Here is a 19,410-nt window from a genome sequence, read left to right on the forward strand (position 1 = left end):
ACAGCTTGTTTTGGAAAAGCCGATTCCCTGACCGTCACAACACATGGAGTGTTGCTGACGGTCATTTTTCTGTCGGCTGCGCCGGCTGTTCGGCCTGTTCCTCAAAGACAGAGCTCTTGTAATGGAAAAGGAGAAAACAAAAGGCTGCCATAATGACGATCAGTGGTGAAAGCACGCCGTATACAAAGGTGTAGCTGGACGCATGGGCGACAAAGCCCAATGATGCGGCAGCCAGGCCGATGAAAATATCGAGAAACCAAAAGTATGTCGCCGTAGCGGCACCGGCCCGGGCTGGCGGCACACTCTGAATGGCCAAGGTCTGGAAGGCCGGGCTCAGGGCGCCAAACCCTAGACCGAGGGTGATCCCGGCAGCGTAGAGTAAAGTAAGGGATTCAATACGGCTAAAGAGGACCAGACCGGCGAGGAAGAAAATAAAACCGGGAATGATGACATAAAAAGAGCCGAGCTGGTCAAACATGCGGCCAATGAGGGGACGACTGGCCACGATGGTCAAGGCGAAGATGGCAAAAAAGACGCCTGTCTGGTCTGCCATGTGCAGACTGCGCATGTACAGGGGAATAAAGGTTAAAATACCGCCGTAGGCGAAATAGACGAGACCGCCTAAGAAAGAAGCCGGCAGGGATTTCTTTTCTAATAATTGTGAAAGGGCCAGCTGCGTGTGCGTTGCCTTCGGTTCTACGACAGACCGGGATAGTCCCGTAAGGGCCGTGCTGACCAGCATCGCCGCGGCAGCTACGGCCAGGACGACGAAAAGAGCCCGGGAGCTGAGCAGGTTATAGAGGAGCAAGCCTGCCAGGGGCCCGATGACCATGGCCAGATTCGTCGTTACAGAGAAATAGCCGATGCCCTCACCACGGCGGGAGGCCGGGATGACGAGGACGGCAATGGCCGTGGCTGTCGTCGTTGCAAAGGAAAAGATAATACCATGAATAAAGCGCAGGACGAAGATGCCTTCACTGGCAAAAACGAAATTAAACGAAGCCATGACCAGCGTAAAGAGGAGCAGGGCCAGGAGCAAGATACGGCGCTTGTTCTTGCGGTCAATGATGAGTCCTGCCAGGGGCCGGAAGATACTGCTGCCTACCTGGAAAAAGGTCATGGCCAGGCCGGCTTGTACTTCGTTGCCGCCGAGCTGCAGGATAATCAGCAAGGGGAGTGTCGTAACGAGAATATACTGTGTAAGGAATTGAAAAAAGTTAATGCCGCCCATACAGAGAAAGGGCGCTGTCCATAATTTGTCTTTGGTCAAAGTATCAGGTCTCCTTCTTAAATAAAATGTGAGTAACATTACTATTATACGCCTCATATAGTCCTTATAAAAGTATAAAAAATCCTCCGGTTATATGCGGAGGATTTTTTCGGGCACGAGGGAGTCTTTTTTTTAGAAGAGCACGTCCCGGATGTATTCAATGGGCATGTCTTTACCGGTCCAAAGCTTAAAGGCGGCAGCGCCTTGGTAGAGCATCATGGAAAGGCCGTTAAAATTCTTACAGCCCACGGCGTCACACCATTTCATGAGCTTTGTCTGACGCGGTGCATAGACCGTATCCATGACGATTAAATCACGGTGCAGGTACGAAGGGTCGGGAATAGCAACGACGTCTTCCAGGGGTTTCATGCCGCACGGTGTGCTGTCAATATAAATATCGGCCCGGTCCAGCTCCCGCTTTAAAGCTGCGTGGTCGTCCAAATCGTACAGGTTAACGATCGTCTGCGTCTGTTCCCGTAATTTGGCTACTGTTTTTTCCGCTTCGGCCCAAAAGCGGTCGCGGCGGTTAAAAATGGTCAATTCCGCAACGCCGTCGAGGGCTGCCTGGACCTGAATGGCCGTAGCAGCGCCGCCGGCACCGCTGACGACCAGCTTCTTGCCGACGTAGCCGACCCCTTCGGCCTGTAATGCCTGCATGGCACCGACGCCGTCTGTAATCGTGCCGGTAAGGACACCGTTATCGTTGACGACGGTATTGCAGGCGCCGACGATTTGCGAGGCCGGTGACAGCTTATCCAGGTATTTTGTAATGGCCCCTTTATTAGGCATGGAAACGTTCCAGCCGCGGACCTTCATGGCCCGCAGGCCCTGTACCGTATCTGCCAGGGTGGTGTTATCGACTTCAAAGCAAACGTAGACATAATCGAGGCCCAGCTTTTTGAAGGCTTCGTTGTGCATGGTCGGCGACATGCTGTGCCGGATAGGGTCGGCAATGAGACCAATCAGTTCTGTATGGCCCGTAACGCGTTCTGTAATAGGAATCTTTCCCATAAGATTAGTTCCTCCTGGAATATAACTACTAGATATTAGCTGCCGAAGCGGCCCTGCCGTCGCAGCAAAGAAAATCAGGATACCCCTCATTGTACTACCTGCCGGAGTATTGTCAAACAGGCCGCTCCGGCAGACCTGGATCAGCCTGGAAAAAAACTAACCCCAGGCGATGGCCTGGGGTTAGAAGAGAACGGGAACCGTGTGTCCCGTCAGGTACAGCTTAGTGCAAAGCCCGTAAGATTTGCTGCAGTGTCGTTACTTCCAGCTGTCCCGGAGCAGAGGCTTTCTTGGCCGAACCGAAGGTCAGGGCAGAACCGAAGATTTCCCCGCTGATGCGGCTGATGGCGCCCAATTTGCCCATGGACATGGTAATGATGGGTTCATCAGGGTATTGGGATTTAACGGCTTCTGTAGCAGACAAGAGCGTCAGTACATCTTTAGCGGAATTCGGCATGCAAGCCAGTTTGGCAACGTCAGCACCGAGCTTTTTCATGCCGATGAGGCGTTCCGTAATTTCTTCGAAGGACGGAGTTTTAGCAAAGTCATGGTTGCTCATGACGACCGTGACGCCCTGTTCTTTGGCAACCGCCAGGGTCTGGGCGATGCTGTCGCGGTTACGATAGTATTCTACGTCGACAGCGTCTACTTTGCCGCTCTTGATAGCGTACTGGATCAGCTCGAAATAGTAGTTTTCCGGTACGGCCGTTTCGCCGCCTTCTTCTTTCGTACGGAAGGTGAAGAGGATGGCACCGTTCGGCAGTTCTGTACGAACGGCCGTCAGGGCTTCGCCAATGGCGTCGAGAGAGGTTACGTCTTTCAGAAAATCGATGCGCAGTTCAACGACATCATAAATTTTGTCTTGCAGATAACGGCATTCCTGAACCAGTTCTTCTACAGAACGGCCGACGATGGGAACGCAGATTTTGGGCATACCGTTGTCGAGAACAACATTGCCAATTTTTACCATAGTGGATAGATCCTCCTTGAGAGTGTATTAAGCAGCAGGTCTTTCTTTCATAACGCTATTATAGCGGATGTAAATCAGGACGGCAATGATGAAGCCGGCCAGAGCGATGGCAGCGTCGAGACCCATGATGCTGTTGATGCCGCTGTCAGCCATGTAACCGGTGATAACCGGGATGGTGAAGGAAGCAATGGAGCCGGTCGTGTAGAAGATACCGGTCATCGTGCCTTTGCCCTTCGGGAACATTTCCGTCATCATAACCAGGCCGAGCTGCATAACGCCACCGGCAGCGGAGAAACCAACGACGAAGGAAAGAACCGGAGCCAGGGAAGCCGACGGCATGAAGTACAGAGCGCTAATGGAAAGCGTAGAAATGAGCGTGTATACGACGAGGAGCGTAATGGGGCGTACGCCTTTTTTCGTAATGAAGGCCGTGAAGAATACGCAAGCCAGGGAACCGACAGAGTAGTAGCTCATGAGGGAGCGGGCAGCCATATCGGGCATCTGGGCAACGGCTACACCGTATTTCGTGAGCCACTGGCTGATCAGGTAGAACGTAGCCTGGGAAATGTAACCGTAAATTACGAAGCAAATGCCTTCCAGGTACCATTTGGATTTCGGAATCCACGCAGCGGCAGCTGCATCTTTGCCTTCGTCTTTTGCTTCCTGGGCAGGATTCATGGACGGGAAGGACATTTTCAGCATGACCGGAATGTTGACGGCCAGAATGACGGCAGCTACGATGAAGGACCAGCCGTACCATTCGTTAGAAGCAACGAGGAAGCCAACGAAGAGGGGCAGCAGGAACTGGCCGGCAGAGATGAAGGCTTTCAAGAGGACCGTTGCCGTGCTGGCGCTTTCCGGATACGATTCGATCAGGGCCGGATAGGTGCCGGCATCGAGGAAGGAGTTGGCAATCCCGGCGAGAATACCGAAGATGCAGGCTACCGTCGAAGTCGGGCTGAGTAAAATACCGACGAAGAAGGAAATGTACGTGATCATACCCAGAACAACGAAGGGTTTACGGCCGTATTTATCAGACAGTTTGCCCGATACGAACAGTACGATCAGGCGGCCGATGCCGAGCATGGAAATAACCCAGGCAACGTCAGCGATGCTGCCCCAACGGGCGGCGAGGGCATCCATGTTCTGCGCGAGAATGATAACACCAATACCATGTACAAAGTAGTTCAGGTAGAGGCTAAGGCACAAGGGGCGGTAGGAATGTGTCTTTTCCATTGGTAATAGTCTCCTTTATATGCGGCTTAAAAAAGCACGTCTTTAATGAAATCTACAGGCATTTCTTTACCTGTCCAGAGTTTGAAGGCAGCGGCGCCCTGGTAAAGCATCATGCCGAGGCCATTGAAGTTTTTGCAGCCTACTTCGTCGCACCATCTCATGAGTTTTGTCTGGCGCGGTGCATAGACCGTATCCATGACGATGAGGTCCGGACGGAGGTAGGATTTATCAGGAATAGCGACGACGTCTTCGAGCGGTTTCATGCCGCACGACGTGCTGTCAATGTAGATATCAGCGCTATCGAGTTCGGCTTTCAGTTTAGCGTGGTCTTCGAGAGGATAAATGTTGACGATGCAATCTGTGCGTTCACGCAGTTTTTTTACTGTTTCTTCGCCATGTGCATAGAATTCATCGGCACGGTTGAAGATGGTTAATTCTTTGACGCCGTCGAGGGCAGCCTGTACCTGAATGGCTGTAGCAGCGCCGCCGGCACCGATAACGACCATTTTCTTGCCGACGTATTCAACGCCTTCTTCTTTCAGAGCCTGCATAGCGCCGATGCCGTCTGTAATCGTGCCCGTGAGGACGCCGTTGTCGTTAACGACAGTATTGCAAGCGCCGACGATCTGGGAAGCCGGGGACAGCTTGTCCAGGTACTGCGTGATCGGTCCTTTGTTAGGCATGGATACGTTCCAGCCGCGGACTTTCATAGCGCGCAGGCCTTTTACCGTATCTTCCAGTGTGGAGTTGTCTACTTCGAAGCAAACGTATACATAATCGAGGCCTAATTTTTTGAAGGCTTCGTTGTGCATGGTCGGCGACATGCTGTGACGGATCGGATACGCAATGAGACCGATTAATTCCGTATGACCTGTAACGCGTTCAGTAATAGCAATTTTACCCATAATGGTGTTCCTCCTAAAAGTTATAATAGTAGAAATGTAGTATTGCGTCATGTGTTAAATTTCACATGAGAAAGCCTGATATAACGTTGCCTGGCAACGTGTAAAAAATAAGTACTGACTGCCTGGGGCCATCCCGCAGGATGACCCGGCAGTTAGCAGGTATATGCTTAGTCGTCAAAGCCGCCAATCATATCGATGGTATTGACGATGTTGCGGCCAATTTCTGTACCGTGGATAATCTGGCCTGTCTTCAGGCTGTTGCCGTAGTTGCAGAAGGGAATATCGTGTTCTGCAGCATAGGTTCTGAAGGGATCGTCAGCCGGGATATCCGGAACGAGGCCCATACAGATGAAGCCATAGTCAAAGGGATATTCAGCCGTTTCGCCGTTGTGGGAAGCCACGAATTTATCGGGGCAAACCTTCTGCAGGCTCGTACCGAGGTGCATATCGACGGGGTGTGTAGCCAAGAGTTCCTTGAAGGTCGATTTGGAAACGATGTCGGCATCTTTACCGAAGGACGGCATCATTTCGATCATAGCTACGTCTGCTTTGCGGAGCGTGAAGAATTCCATTACGTCCAGGCCTACGGCACCACAGCCGATGATGACCACTTTTTTGCCTTCTGCATTGGCTGCGTAGTACGGAATATTATCCATGAAACCGTAGATCGATTTGATGTGGGAGCCTTCGACGTCGGTCAGCTCGCGCAGGCCTTCGATAGGCGGCAGCATAGGCTTCGAACCCGTAGCTGCGTAGAGAATATCCGGCTTCAGCTCGTTGAGCAGTTCCTTCGTAGCCGTCGTATTCAGGCGGATCGTCAGGTTCGGCAGGGCTGCTGCACGTTTTTCCAGGTAGGCCGGGAGATCTTCGATACGGCTCTTTTCGGGGAAACGGGCAATCTTGCGGGCCAGGCCGCCAACTTCGCCTTCCCGTTCGATAAGGGTTACACGGCAGCCTACTTCAGCGGCTGTGCAAGCTGCTTCCAGGCCGGATGTGCCACCGCCGATAACGACGACGTGCAGATCCCGTGTAACTTTACGCTTTTTATAAGCCGTGCCGCCGATGATGTCGGGGTTGACTGTGCAGCGGATCGGCTGGGATTTGGCAATGCGGTGATCGGCGCAGCCGATGTTGCAGGAGATGCATTTGTTGATGCAGTCGACTTTGCCGGTCTTGGTTTTACGAACCCAGTCGGGATCGGCAATGAGGCCACGGCCGATAGCCAGGAAATCTGTTTTGCCTTCGGCAATGATCTGATCGGCAATTTTTGGGTCGCGGATGTTGCCGGAAATGATGACCGGTTTGCCGAATTTCTTCTTGACTGCTTCCGAGAGGTACGCACGCCAGCCGTCGGGCATATCGCATTTATCAATCTGGTACTGAATGGAATCATTGACGGCCGCGGAGACGTTGATAATGTCTACTTCCGGTTCAATGTATTCGAGGAGCTTCAGTGTATCTTCCAGTGTGTTGCCGCCTTCGATGAATTCGTCAGCAGAAATACGGAAGGAAATGGGAACCCATTTGCCGACGGTCTTGCGGACGGCTTCAACGACGAGACGGGCGAAGCGGGCACGGTTTTCATAGGAACCACCGAATTCGTCTGTCCGCTTGTTGTAGAGAGGCGATAAGAACTGGTCCAGGAGGTACGAATGACCACCGTGGATTTCGACCATATCGAAGCCGGCCTGAATGGCACGCTGGGCAGCTTCGGCATATTTGTCGACAATGGCCAGAATTTCGCTCTTAGTCAGCGGGCGCGGTGCCGGGTTGCCTTCTTTGGAAGGAACCGACGAGGACGATACGGACTGGAGACCGTGCAAGCGTTCCGGATAGGCCGAAGCACCGGCGTGGTTCAACTGGATCGAAGCCAGGGCACCATACATGTGAATCCGTTCGGCCAATTCGTAGAGGCCGGGAATAAACTGTTTATTATCAATGCGGAGCTGCTTTGTACCGTTCGTTGCCAAGGGATAGTCAATGCAGGCATTTTCTACGGTAATCAGAGCTGTACCGCCACGGGCACGCAGACCATAGTAGTCTTTCATTTCTTCCGTTACTTCTCCCGTAAAAGAAGCAAGGTTCGAACCCATTGGCGGCATGATGACACGATTGCGGAAGGTCGTGCGTTTTACCGTCAGAGGTTCAAAAATGTGCGGGTAATTCTGACTCATGAATGAGATCCTCCTTAACGAAGTACTATCTATAGTATCCATAGGTTACTATTACAGAAAGTATTGTGAAAAACAGAACTAGATATCTTTGACATCTCACATTATACAGGAAACAAGTAATAGGACAATTTCATAAAAATGATAAATTTGATACGAAAAAACTATTGATAGGGCAGAGGGTACTCTTACTAAAGGATAAGCCAGACTGGCTCGTTTCCCAAATGAACGGGAAGACAGCTCTTTTAAGCGGTAGAATAAGACGAGTATTTTGTCATAAAAAAATAGGTTTTTCTCTATCAATTAATAGTAAATTACGATATAATCATTAGTAAATGACTATTGATAAAAGAACTTTTATCACAAAACATGCACAACATATATAACTAGGAGCCTATTATGAATTTAAAGCAATTGCAGTATTTTCAGACCCTGTCTGAGACCGAGCATTACCGTAAAGCCGCTGAGCGCCTGTATATTACAGAACCCAGCCTGAACCGCGCTGTGCGGGATTTGGAAAAAGAACTGGGGATCCAGCTCTTTGAAAAGCGGGGCCGTAATATTTATCTCAACAAATATGGCCGCCTCTTCTTGCCCTATGTGACACGCTCCCTGCAGGAACTCGACCGGGGCATATCATTACTAAAAGCCTATACCAGACCGGATCAGGGTACGATTACCCTGGGCTTTATTTATACTATGGGCTATACGATGGTGCCGGAAATGATTACCCAGTTCCGGGGAGTCCCGGAAAATGAAAAGATTTCCTTTGACTTCCGGCAAGGCACGACGGCATCCTTGATTAAAGAGCTGAAAGAAGAAAAAATAGATGTCGTCCTTTGCTCAGCTATTGAAAATGAACCGGATATCCTCTTTTATCCCGTAGCGGAGGAAGACCTGGTCGTGGCCGTACCCAAAGGGCACGCCTTGAGTAATCGCGGCTCTGTATCGTTAAAAGAACTGGAGCCGTACCCGTTCATTTCCTTCAGCAAAAACAGCGGCCTCTATAAGATGACGCATAAATTGCTGGAACAGGCCGATTCCCATCCGAAAACCATTTGTCACGTTGAAGAAGATAATGCCATGGCCGGCTTTGTGGCCGCCGGGTATGGGGTGGCTATTATGCCTGATTTTTACACCTTAAAGCATTATGAGCTTGAGCGTATTCCCATTGCCGATCCCTTTGAACGGCGCTATCTCTATTTGGCCGTTTATAAGCATGCCCATGTACTGCCGGTAGTCGATCGGTTTCGTAATTTTCTTCTTTCCCGCTGGGCCCGTAACGGCAGCCTGTAAGCACACAAAAAGCCCCGCTTTTCCTTTGTGGAAAAAGCGGGGCTAACTATTACGTTATGATTGGCTTTCATCGTGATGCAGGGCTTCAATGCGGTGAATATCACCGACGATGAAGAGGAAGGAAAAGACACCTAAGGCGGCAATGCAGCTAATGAAAATCATAGCACCGACGAAGGAACCTGTAAACTGCACGATCAGGCCAATGACGATGGGAGTAATGATACCTGCCAGGTTGCCGATGAAATTGAAGACGCCGCCGGCCAGGGCAACGGAATCAGACGGCGCAATATCACCGACAGTACTCCAAACGATAGCAGCCATACCCTGGCCGAAGAAGGCAAGGGCCATGATGGCAATGACGGCATTAAGAGAATCGACGTAGTTGGCGCCTAAGATCGTCATGGAGCAGAGGAGACCGCAAATGATGGGCAGCTTGCGGGCCTTGGAGAGGCTGGCACCGCGGCGCAGCATCGTATCGGACCAGTAGCCGCCCAGGAGAACGCCGCATAAGGCACCGATATAGGGAATGACAGCGTATACGCCGGCCTTGAGGAGGGGCAGCTGTTTGGACATGACCAGGTACGTAGGAAACCAGGTCAGGAAGAAATACATGGTACTCGTGTTAGCAAACTGGCCTAAATAAATGCCCAGGAGCTGACGATGCTTGAAGAGGTAGGTTACCTGGGACCACGTAATGGACTGTTTTTCACTCTTCGTTTCTACGAGGCCGCCGCCTTCACGGATATAGTCCAGCTCAGCCTGGTTGGCGCCGGAATTTTCACTGGGTTCCCGATAGAGGAAATACCAGACAATACTGGCCAGGATGCCGATAACGCCGGTGACGTAAAAGATTTCACGCCAGCCGTAATTTTCTAAAATCCAGAATAAGACCGGTGTCAGAAACGCCAGACCGATGAATTCGCCGGCCGTATAGATGGACGTAGCCGTAGCCCGTTCCTTTGCCGGAAACCACGAGGCGACGACGCGGCTGTTCGTAGGAAAGGCCGGCGCTTCAGTGGCACCAATGGCCAGGCGGATACCAAAGAGGGAGGCAAAGGAATTGCCCAGTCCCATAAAAATCGTAAATAAAGACCAGAAAAAGAGGGATACCGTGTAAGAAATACGGGAGCCGACGTATTCAATAAACCAGCCGCCAGGAATCTGCATAAGTCCATAGGCCCAGGAAAAGGCGGAAAAGAGCAGCCCCATCGTGGCGGCGTTAAATTCCAATTCCTGACTCATACTGGAAGCGGCGACGGCCATATTCGTCCGGTCCAGGTAATTGATAGCTGTAAGGACGAAAAGCAGCGAAAGTATAAACCAGCGCTTTTTTGTTTTTTTCTGTAATTGTTGCATAGTCATAGTCCTTTCTCAGGAAAAAAATGGTTGTTCTATTATTCACATAGGTAGTAAGAGAGACACCTACGCGTACATTGATATACTCGTCGTATTCATTTTATACAATAGATAGGGGAAAGGCTATTATTTATTTTAACTTAATTAATGCATAATAGCTATTAATATACTAGTATTAACTGTAAATAATACATTAAATTCATAATATGGTCTATCTTTTTACTTTAAGGAATAAGTGGCGGCCATAAAGGAACGAACGACCGGGCTGAATCTATGGAATCTCATGGAAAAATAAAAAAAAGGAAGGCAGAAAAGGCTTGTCATTCTAACGGGTAAAGCATAAAATAAGGCTATCCGCACAGGCAGGGTTCTAATGCCGCGGTGCTTTCCGTGTTTTCATAGGGAAAGAATTATATAAAAAGGCCAAGTTTCTTTGCCGGAGCCATTGTCCGGCAAGAAAGAGGCCGTAAGAAAAGGAAGAGGATAGGAGTAAAAGCATATGAAACACATGAAGATTGCGTACAGCTTTGACGTACAGTACTATTTTGTTGACAGTGACCGGGAAATCGTGCCTGTCGAAAAAACCGATTTTACAGATGTTGCCGTTGCCGTCCTTTCGGATCAGGATTTTGATTATATCGATACGATCGATGCAACGGGGTTTGGTGTGCCCATTATGGTAATCATGCCGAGTGGCGAAAAGCTGCCTTCCCAGTATTTGGATAAGGTCGACGTCGTCCTTTCGGAGGAGGTTGTCAATAAGAGCCGCTGTATTGAAACGGCAGAACGCCTGGCCGGCAATTATGAACAGAATGTACTGCCACCCTTTTTTGGGGAACTCGTAGAGTATGTCAGTGAAAAGAATAATCCCTTTGACTGCCCGGGCCATCAGGACGGGGCCTTTTTTAAAAAGCATCCGGCCGGCCGCTATCTGTACGACTTCTTTGGTCCCCATATCTTCCAATCTGATATCTGCAATGCCGATGTCACCTTGGGGGATTTGCTCATTCATGAAGGACCTGCTTTGGACTCCCAGGATTTTGCTGCGAAAGTATTCCATGCAGATAAGACCTATTTCGTGCTTAACGGTTCGTCTGCGTCCAACCGCGTCGTTACGAATGCCCTGCTGACACCGGGAGATCTGGTCTTATATGACCGCAATAACCATAAATCCGTGGCCATCGGCGCCCTTATCCAGGCCGGTGCTACGCCTGTATATCTGGAAACGGCCCGTAACCCCTACGGCTTTATTGGCGGTATCGATGCCCACTGCTTCGATGAAACCTACTTGCGTCAGCTCGCAGCCGAACGGGATCCGGAAAAGGCCAAGCAGGAACGGCCGTTCCGCCTGGCTGTGATCCAGCTCGGCACGTACGACGGCACACTCTACAACGCGCGCTACGTTGTCGACCGTATTGGTCACCTGTGCGATTACATTCTCTTTGATTCTGCCTGGGTGGGCTATGAACAGTTCATTCCCATGCTCAAGGACAGCAGTCCGCTGCTCCTCGATTTACAGCCTGGTGATCTGGGAATCTTCGTAGTCCAGTCTGTCCACAAGCAGCAGGCCGGCTTTTCCCAGACCTCGCAGATTCACAAGAAAGACAGCCATATTCACGAACAGGACCGTTACGTAAACCATAAAACGATTAACAATGCCTTTATGGAGCAGGCCACGACGAGTCCCTTTTACCCGCTCTTTGCGTCCCTTGACGTGAATGCCAAAATTCATGCCGGCGATGCAGGCCGGAAAATGTGGCGCGATTGTGTCAAGATGGGTATTGATGCGCGTAAGGATATCCTGCGGCGCTGTCATTATATCCGTCCCTTCGTAGCGCCAATGGTACACGACCGCCTTTGGCAGCGTGGTGATACGGAATCTATGGCTGATGATATTGATTACTTTACCTTCGAACCGGGGGCCAAATGGCATGCCTTTGAAGGCTATGGTCCCAACCAGTACCGTGTAGACCCGTGTAAGCTGCTCTTGACGACGCCCGGGATTGATGCGGAAACAGGGGAGTACGAAAACTTTGGCATTCACGCCAATATTTTGGCTACGTATTTGCGTGGCAACGGCGTTATTCCGGAAAAATGCGATTTGAACTCGATTCTCTTTTTGCTGACGCCGGCAGAAAATAAAGATAAACTGCGCTTTTTGACGAGCCAGCTCGTCCGCTTCGAACGCTTTGTCGACAATAACGTGCCGATGGAAGAAGTACTGCTCGGCGTGTATAACCACTATCCCGGCCGTTATACAGGCTATACGCTGCGCCAGCTGTGCCAGGAGATGCATGATTTCTTCAAGGACCGCAATGTAAAAGACTTGCAGAAAAAGCTTTTCCGCCGTGAGTTTTTACCGGAATACGCTATGCGTCCGCAAGATGCACATTACGCCTTTATCCGGGGCCAGCGGGAACTGGTGCCGATTGCGGAAATCGAAGGCCGCATTGCCCTTGAAGGGGCCTTGCCATACCCGCCGGGCGTGCTGTGTGTCGTGCCGGGTGAACGCTGGTCCCCGACAGCTGTCCAGTATTTCCTGGCCCTCGAGGAAAGCCTCAATGCCCTGCCGGGGTTTGCCATGGAAATTCAAGGCGTGTATTTGGAACATGAAGACGACGGCCGTGTCCGCGCCTATGGCTACGTGCTGAAAGAATAAGCGCATTGCCGCTGGTATATAAAAAGCAGAGAACCGCCAATCAGGCGGCTCCCTGCTTTTTTTAGTCTTCCGTTTGCTCTGTGATTTTGCTGACGCCATAGCCGGCGTTGACTACGGCCTTTAAAAGATCTTTTTCTACGACGTCACCGGTAACGCGCAACGTAGCCCGCCCGCGTGGCAAATTGACATTCACTTTTAGAACGCCTGGAACGGCCAGCAAGGCTTCTGTTACATGCTCAGCACAGTTTTGGCACATCATGCCTTGAATATATACAAACTTTTCCTGCCCTTCCGGAGAGCCACCGAATAAATTACTGAAGAATCCCACGTAAAACGCCTCCTAGAATATGATAATGAATGTTATTCTAATTGTATTATACAAGAGCCATAAGGGAAAAACAAGTAAGCCCCCTGCTGCGTGGCAGGGGGCTTAGGAAGGTGACACTTAGAGCAGTGTCTTGACGGCGGACGTAATGCGTTCCGCTACGTAAGGGCTGTTCATCGTATAAATGTGTACGCCGTCGACGCCATTAGCCAAGAGATCGACAATCTGATCGATGGCATAGGCAATGCCTGCATCGCGCAAGGCAATGTTGTCGTGGCCGTATTTGGTCAGAATCTTTTGGAACTTAAGGGGCAAGGAAGCACCGCAGAGAGTAACCATGCGTTCAATTTGCTTTTTGTTCGTCACGGGCATGATGCCTGCTTCGATAGGAACGTGAATGCCGGCCTTTTCCTTTTTTTCCAGGAAGGAATAAAAGCACGCGTTATCAAAGAAGAGCTGGGAAATGAGCTCGCTCGCCCCGGCCTCTACTTTGATCTTCAGGGCGTCAATATCGGCCTGCAAATTTTTGGCTGCCTGGTGGCCTTCGGGATAGCAGGCGCCGATGATATTGAAGTCGTCGCCGGTCTCCTGGCGGATGAAGGAAATGAGATCGCTGGCGTGGGCAAAATCGTGTTTTGGCTCAATGTCCGGCGTGCGGTCACCGCGCAGAGCAAGGATATTTTCAATGCCTTCCTTTTTTAATTCCTGCAAAATAGAGCGGACATCGTTTTGGTCCAAGTTGATGCACGGCAAGTGGGCCGCTGTTTCGCAGCCCAGCTTTTTGATGCGGCTGGCTACCTCTACGGTCCGTGTTCCGCCCTGGCCGCCGGCACCGCAGGTGACGCTGATAAAATCAGGCGACAGCTTGCTTAGCTCCGTGAGGGTAGGAAAAACCGTTTCTACAGGCATGTCCTTTTTTGGCGGAAAGACTTCAAAGGAAAAGACAGTTTTTTTGGCAAAGAGATCACAGGTTTTCATAACATAGGCTTCCTTTTTTTTGGTATAGTCTGACTGGGTTAGGCGTTAGAAGCTGGCGAGGATGGCGCCCTGATACTTATCTTCGATGAATTTCTTTACTTCCGGTGATTGCAGGGCTTGCTGGAGCTCTTTGATTTCCGGACGATTTTCATCGCCTGCCCGGACGGCCAGAATGTTGGCATAGGGCGAGTCCTTATCTTCGATAAAGAGAGCGTCCTTCAGCGGATTGAGACCGGCTTCGAGGGCGAAGTTCGTATTGATCAGGGCAATGTCTACGTCTTCCAGTGAACGGGGAATCTGAGCGGCTTCCAGTTCGACGAACTGCAGGTGTTTGTCATTTTTGACAATGTCCTGGACGGTAGAAGAGATGCTGCCGCCATCTTTGAGGCTGATGAGGCCAGCCTTTTGCAAGATCAGGAGCGCCCGGCCGCCATTGGTCGGGTCATTGGGAATGGCTACCTTGGCACCGTCCGGCAGCTGATCCAGGCTGGTAATCTTTTTGGAATAAATGCCCATCGGTTCGATGTGTACCTTGCACAGGGCTACGAGGTTGGTGCCATGTTCGGCATTGAATTTGTCCATGTAGGGCTGGTGCTGGAAGAAGTTGGCATCGATTTCCTTGTCATTTAAAGCCAGGTTAGGCTTGACATAATCGGTGAATTCGACGACGTTGAGGTCAATCCCCTTTGCGGCTAAGAGTGGTTTGATCTGTGCCAGAATTTCCCCATGCGGTACCGGCGTGGCACCGACGGTGATCTTAGTGTTGTGTGAAACCTCGTGACCGCCTGTAGGCTTATCACCGCCACAGCCGCTTAAGAGAACGGAAAAGGATAAGAGCATCGTGGCTGCAGCCAGTGTAAAAATGTGTAGTTTTTTCATATACGTTAGGCCTCCTTGATTATGGAATATATAATGAATCGATTCGGATAGAAAAGAAAAAGACCCTTTCCCGAGAGAGAAAGAGTCTGCGTTTTCTTTATCTATCGGAATTGCTTCCGCAGGAATTGGCACCGTGTAATCGGTTGCCGGGTTTCATAGGGCCAGTCCCTCCACCACTCTGGATAAAAGCGCAATGAAGCTCATCTGTACAAGTCAATCGTATAGAAGCCACTGCTAATGAAATTGTTGATATTGATTGTATCATGTAGAGAAAATTTGTCAATATAAGAAAAATGATATGACAAAAATATATAAATAGGAATACTTATATGCGAAATCCGGCACGACACATGCCCGGGCTGACGGGCTTTCCTGCCTATGCCCTTGACTTTACGGGAAAAGAACGTATAATTACAAGTAAACTATATGAGTAAGTATCGATGAACGAAACGAGTACATGTGCAACGACAGGTACAGCGAGCCGATGGTAGTGAAAGTTCGGCCCTAGGTCAGCAGATGGAATGGATTCGGGAGATGCGGCCTGAACGGTAACCAGTAGGGTTCGACGGTGTAGTTCCACCGCTATCAAAGAACCGTGTATCGCGTTATGCTGTACATGCAGAGCTGGGCTCGTACGAGCCAATGTGGGTGGTACCGCGGAAGATTCAACCTTTCGTCCCTGTCAGGGGATGGAAGGTTTTTTTATTGTCGTAAAAAGGAGAGAAGACCTATGTTAGAAATGCGGGATGTCTGTTTTCGTTATGGGAATGGGACTCCTATTCTGGAACATATGAATGTAGAAATAGGTGCCGGTGAGTTCATTGGCTTAGGCGGCCGTAACGGTTGTGGCAAAACGACGGTGACGCGGCTGCTCATGGGCCTGGAAAAGCCCGTTTCCGGTGAAATCCGCTATGATGGCAAAATTATCAATGAAGACGATGCGTCCCGGCGCAGTGCTTTCATTGGCTATGTGTTCCAGCGGCCGGAACGGCAGATGTTTCGCCCGACCGTACGGGATGAAGTCGCCTATGGGCCACAGCAGTTTGGCCGTCAGGCTGATGAAATTGAAGCCTCTGTACAAGCAGCACTGGAACAGACGGGCCTGTCGGACCTGGCCGATGCCTATCCGCCTAATTTAAACCGTGGCGAAAAACAGCGCGTTGCCATTGCCTCTGCCATTGCCATGCACACGCAGTATCTCATTCTCGATGAACCGACGAGTGGTCAGGACAGTGCCGATAAGGAAGACCTCATGCAGCTCTTGACCAAATTGAACCGTCAAGGACTGACGGTCCTCATCATCAGCCACGACATGGATATTTTCGCCGAATACTGTCACCGCGTCCTGGTCATTGGCCATCATACGAAGGCCTTTGACGGCACACCGGAAGAGCTCTTTACCAAGCGGGATGATCTCTATGATCTGGGTCTTAGCCGGCCCGATTCCGTTACCTTGTCCCTGTCCGTACCGGGCCTGCCTTATTGCAAGTCCATGAAGGATTTTACGGCAGCTATGCTGCAGAAACTAGGAGGCCAAAAATGATGCAGCGTTTTGTACCTGTAACGAAACTGATTGGCACGGCAGCCTTCTCTTTCTGGGCTCTCGTCATCCATACGCCCGTGCCGCTGGCGGTGCTGGTAGTCATTGAATTGTGCCTGTTGGCGCTGTGCGGTAATTTTAAGAGTACGAGCAAGGCCGTTTTGAGCCTGGCCGTGTTTGCCGTGTTCCTGGCCGTTGTCCAGCTCATCGGCGGCGGCTCGCTGGAATCGGCGTATGTGACAGGCCTGCGTATGCTGGCTATGACGATTGTCTTTATTATCCTTTTAACGACGACCCGTTTGCAGGATTTGACAGCTGCCCTCGTTAAACAGATCCGCGTACCCTATGAATACGCCTTCATGTTCACGGCTGCCCTGCGCTTTGTACCGGACTTCATCGCCGAAAGCCATGCCGTGCAGGAAGCACAAGCGTGCCGTGGCTTTTCTACCAAAGGAAACATCTTTAGAAAGATACTGAATTACATGAGCGTCATTCAGCCGCTTATGCTTAAATCCCTGGGCCGTTCGGAAACGATGGCCTTAAGCCTGGAGCTGCGGGGCTTCAACAGCGATACGCGCAGCTTTATGAGCAATGTCCGGCTACGCGGCTGCGATTACCTGGTCTTGCTGCTTTTTGTGCTGCTGAGCATCGGCGTCATTTACCTGCGCATGCACGATCTCGTCTAAGGAGGAACTCAGGATGAAACAAATCACAGATATTGCATCGTTAGAATTTCACCACCGCCAAGGCGGGCAGTTCCGCTGGATTACGATTACGACGCTCATGCTGGCAATCGGTACGATTTTGCACCTCGTGTCGCCGAGTGTAGCCGGTATTACGCCGAACTGGACCATTGCTACGTATTGTGTCGCCATTTGCCTGACCAAGCCTTCGTACACCCAGTCCCTGGGCATTGGCCTCGTTGCCGCGCTGGTCAACGTCTTGACGTCTAAATCGGGCTTTCCCTATGGCAACCTGATCAGTGAACCGGCAGGGGCCCTGACGTGTACACTCATCGTCAAGAACCTGGCCTTCATCCGCTTCAAGGGCCATTCCTGTTTGCCTGTCCTGACGGGCCTTGCGGCAACCTGCATGAGCGGTGGCATTTTCGTCACCATCCTGAAATTTGCCATGGGGCTTCCGAATATCGTATATTTCACGGGCATGCTGCCCCTGGTGTTCGTCATCGGCCTCTTAAATGCCGTCGTAACGCCGCTCATGTATTTCCCGGCGCTCCGCCTCTTTGCCTCCCGTGGTATTATCGATTCGCTGGAAGAACAGAGCGTGACCTCCGATCACAGCGGCTACGACTTAAAACCGACACAAGCGGGAATCGTCTCGATGGAACATCTTTCGTATATCCATAACAAACAGAAGGTGCCTGTCCTCAATGACGTGACGCTGGCCATCCAGCCCGGCGATTTTCTGGTCATTACCGGCGAAAGCGGCAGCGGCAAGAGCTCTCTCTGCATGGCCCTGACCGGTGCCATTCCCCATTATTTTGGCGGCGTCATGAAAGGCATGGTCTACGTAGAAGGCCAGGCAACGACGCAGACGACGATTTCCAAGCTGGCCAATAAGGTCGGCGCCATGCTCGATGACTATGACAGCCAGCTCGTGGCCATGACCGTTGAAGAAGAAATTGCCTTTAGCCTGGAAAATCAGGGCGTGGCACCGGAACAGATTGATGCGGCCATTACGGAATCGCTGGAAAAGGTACACATGACGGAATATCGGCAGCGCCAGCTCAGCAAGTTATCTGGCGGCCAGCGGCAACGGCTGGTTATTGCCAGTGTCTTGGCGACCAGTCCGGAAATCCTCGTCTTTGACGAACCGACATCAGCCCTCGATCCGGAAGGAACCCGTGATTTTTACGAACTCATTCACGACCTCAACGTACAATATGGCCATACGATCGTCGTCGTAGAGCATTCGCTGGAAGCGGCCTTGCCCTTCGCCAACCGGCTGGTTCTCATCGATCACGGTCATATCCTTTGTGACGGCAGCGTAGAAGAAACCCTGCGTTATATGTATGAAAAGAATGTCTACGCCAGTGCCGTGCCGAAAATCTTTGCCTGCCAGCTTGATTTGGAACGGGCCGGCTGCCAGTTTACGGCACCGTGGCTTTCTTCTGAAACGGCAGTTGCTGCTGTACGGCAGCTGTTGCCGCAGGAGCGGTCGTGAAGCGCCTCTTGTGCCTGGGTGACAGCCTGACCTTTGGCTATGGCGTAGCCGCACAGGACCGCTGGCTCACGCTCTTAAGCCGCTCTGGCCACGTACAGTGCCAGAATGAAGGCCTGTGTGGTGATACGACGGCCGGTATGCTGCAGCGCCTGAAAGCGATGGCGCTGACTGCCTATGATGCGTTCTTTCTTATGGGCGGCTCCAATGACATCCTCCTCGATAGTCCTATGGAGCAGACGCAGCAGCATATGAGAGATATGATAAAACGGCTTGAGGCCCAGGGGAACCCCGTCTATGTAGGTATTCCGCCACTGACACTGCCGGAAAGCGCCGCCTATGGCTGGCAAGAAAGAGATGCCGTTGCCTGGCATAATGACCAGCTTACGGCCTATCGCCAGTGGCTCCTAACTGAGTGCCGGCAGCAACAGCTCTGCGTATTCGATTTCTACGCAACCCTTCGCGATGCACGAAAGGAAAACGGCAGCCTGTCTCTCTATGTCGATGGCGTACATCCCAGCCCGGCCGGCTATGCCCTCATGGCGCAGACAGCCAGAACTGTCCTCGAACGCAGTCAATTTCTTACTGATTCGTAAGCTAAGAAAACCTCCTTGGCAACAGCTGCCAGGGAGGTTT

At 51.1% G+C, this 19,410-nt stretch carries 16 protein-coding genes, 1 riboswitch and 1 other annotated feature; of the genes, 6 read left to right on the forward strand and 10 right to left on the reverse strand.

The features are described from left to right. Positions 1 to 61: 61 nt before the first annotated feature. The 6 genes from PGX44_RS02130 to PGX44_RS02155 form a co-directional block, all read right to left on the reverse strand. Positions 62 to 1,270, reverse strand: coding sequence for an MFS transporter (locus tag PGX44_RS02130; protein ID WP_498854070.1), 1,209 nt, complete (start codon positions 1,268 to 1,270; stop codon positions 62 to 64). Positions 1,271 to 1,402: 132 nt separating this feature from the next. Further along, positions 1,403 to 2,281, reverse strand: a complete 879-nt coding sequence (locus PGX44_RS02135) for a shikimate dehydrogenase (protein ID WP_498854071.1) — start codon at positions 2,279 to 2,281, stop codon at positions 1,403 to 1,405. Positions 2,282 to 2,501: 220 nt separating this feature from the next. Then, complete coding sequence (gene aroD / locus PGX44_RS02140) at positions 2,502 to 3,248, reverse strand: type I 3-dehydroquinate dehydratase (protein WP_498854072.1); 747 nt, start codon at positions 3,246 to 3,248, stop codon at positions 2,502 to 2,504. A gap of 27 nt (positions 3,249 to 3,275) precedes the next feature. After that, on the reverse strand, positions 3,276 to 4,484 hold the full coding sequence (locus tag PGX44_RS02145; protein WP_186504504.1) for an MFS transporter: 1,209 nt from the start codon (positions 4,482 to 4,484) through the stop codon (positions 3,276 to 3,278). A gap of 26 nt (positions 4,485 to 4,510) precedes the next feature. Next, entirely contained in the window at positions 4,511 to 5,389 is an 879-nt protein-coding gene (locus tag PGX44_RS02150) for a shikimate dehydrogenase (protein WP_222433707.1), read from the reverse strand. A gap of 167 nt (positions 5,390 to 5,556) precedes the next feature. Further along, entirely contained in the window at positions 5,557 to 7,563 is a 2,007-nt protein-coding gene (locus PGX44_RS02155) for an oxidoreductase (RefSeq protein WP_498854073.1), read from the reverse strand. A 396-nt stretch (positions 7,564 to 7,959) separates the two neighbouring features. On the opposite strand from PGX44_RS02155, the gene PGX44_RS02160 reads away from it, so the two are divergent. Continuing rightward, positions 7,960 to 8,856, forward strand: a complete 897-nt coding sequence (locus PGX44_RS02160) for a LysR family transcriptional regulator (RefSeq protein ID WP_498854074.1) — start codon at positions 7,960 to 7,962, stop codon at positions 8,854 to 8,856. A gap of 54 nt (positions 8,857 to 8,910) precedes the next feature. On the opposite strand, the gene PGX44_RS02165 is transcribed toward PGX44_RS02160, so the two are convergent. Beyond that, positions 8,911 to 10,212, reverse strand: a complete 1,302-nt coding sequence (locus tag PGX44_RS02165) for an MFS transporter (protein ID WP_246415305.1) — start codon at positions 10,210 to 10,212, stop codon at positions 8,911 to 8,913. A 499-nt stretch (positions 10,213 to 10,711) separates the two neighbouring features. Between PGX44_RS02165 and speC the strand changes: the two genes are divergently transcribed. Next, the gene (gene speC, locus PGX44_RS02170; protein ID WP_498854075.1) at positions 10,712 to 12,871 is read left to right on the forward strand and encodes an ornithine decarboxylase; all 2,160 of its coding nucleotides are present in this window, start codon (positions 10,712 to 10,714) and stop codon (positions 12,869 to 12,871) included. Between the two features lie 61 nt (positions 12,872 to 12,932). On the opposite strand, the gene PGX44_RS02175 is transcribed toward speC, so the two are convergent. The 3 genes from PGX44_RS02175 to PGX44_RS02185 form a co-directional block, all read right to left on the reverse strand. Next, complete coding sequence (locus PGX44_RS02175) at positions 12,933 to 13,199, reverse strand: heavy-metal-associated domain-containing protein (protein ID WP_498854076.1); 267 nt, start codon at positions 13,197 to 13,199, stop codon at positions 12,933 to 12,935. Positions 13,200 to 13,316: 117 nt separating this feature from the next. Next, positions 13,317 to 14,174 (reverse strand): methylenetetrahydrofolate reductase [NAD(P)H], encoded by an 858-nt coding sequence (gene metF / locus PGX44_RS02180; protein WP_498854077.1) that lies wholly within the window; start codon positions 14,172 to 14,174, stop codon positions 13,317 to 13,319. Between the two features lie 45 nt (positions 14,175 to 14,219). Further along, positions 14,220 to 15,053 carry a MetQ/NlpA family ABC transporter substrate-binding protein gene (locus PGX44_RS02185; RefSeq protein WP_498854078.1) on the reverse strand — a complete coding sequence of 278 codons (834 nt, stop codon included), beginning with the start codon at positions 15,051 to 15,053 and terminating at the stop codon, positions 14,220 to 14,222. A 94-nt stretch (positions 15,054 to 15,147) separates the two neighbouring features. Then, a riboswitch (SAM riboswitch) is annotated at positions 15,148 to 15,242 on the reverse strand. Positions 15,243 to 15,484: 242 nt separating this feature from the next. Further along, positions 15,485 to 15,737, forward strand: a binding site (T-box leader). Positions 15,738 to 15,783: 46 nt separating this feature from the next. Here PGX44_RS02185 and PGX44_RS02190 point away from each other — a divergent pair. The 4 genes from PGX44_RS02190 to PGX44_RS02205 are packed head-to-tail and all read left to right on the forward strand — an operon-like array spanning position 15,784 to position 19,370. Next, entirely contained in the window at positions 15,784 to 16,596 is an 813-nt protein-coding gene (locus PGX44_RS02190) for an energy-coupling factor ABC transporter ATP-binding protein (RefSeq protein WP_498854079.1), read from the forward strand. Then, positions 16,596 to 17,279 (forward strand): energy-coupling factor transporter transmembrane component T family protein, encoded by a 684-nt coding sequence (locus PGX44_RS02195; RefSeq protein ID WP_498854098.1) that lies wholly within the window; start codon positions 16,596 to 16,598, stop codon positions 17,277 to 17,279. Before PGX44_RS02190 ends, PGX44_RS02195 begins: the two co-directional genes overlap by 1 nt. A gap of 13 nt (positions 17,280 to 17,292) precedes the next feature. Next, the gene (locus PGX44_RS02200) at positions 17,293 to 18,777 is read left to right on the forward strand and encodes a tryptophan transporter (protein ID WP_498854080.1); all 1,485 of its coding nucleotides are present in this window, start codon (positions 17,293 to 17,295) and stop codon (positions 18,775 to 18,777) included. Beyond that, on the forward strand, positions 18,774 to 19,370 hold the full coding sequence (locus tag PGX44_RS02205; protein WP_498854081.1) for an SGNH/GDSL hydrolase family protein: 597 nt from the start codon (positions 18,774 to 18,776) through the stop codon (positions 19,368 to 19,370). Before PGX44_RS02200 ends, PGX44_RS02205 begins: the two co-directional genes overlap by 4 nt. The last annotated feature ends 40 nt before the right edge of the window (positions 19,371 to 19,410 follow it).

Source organism: Caecibacter sp. AF58-12pH5A (assembly GCF_027681725.1).
In the GTDB taxonomy this organism is placed as follows: domain Bacteria; phylum Bacillota; class Negativicutes; order Veillonellales; family Megasphaeraceae; genus Megasphaera; species Megasphaera hominis.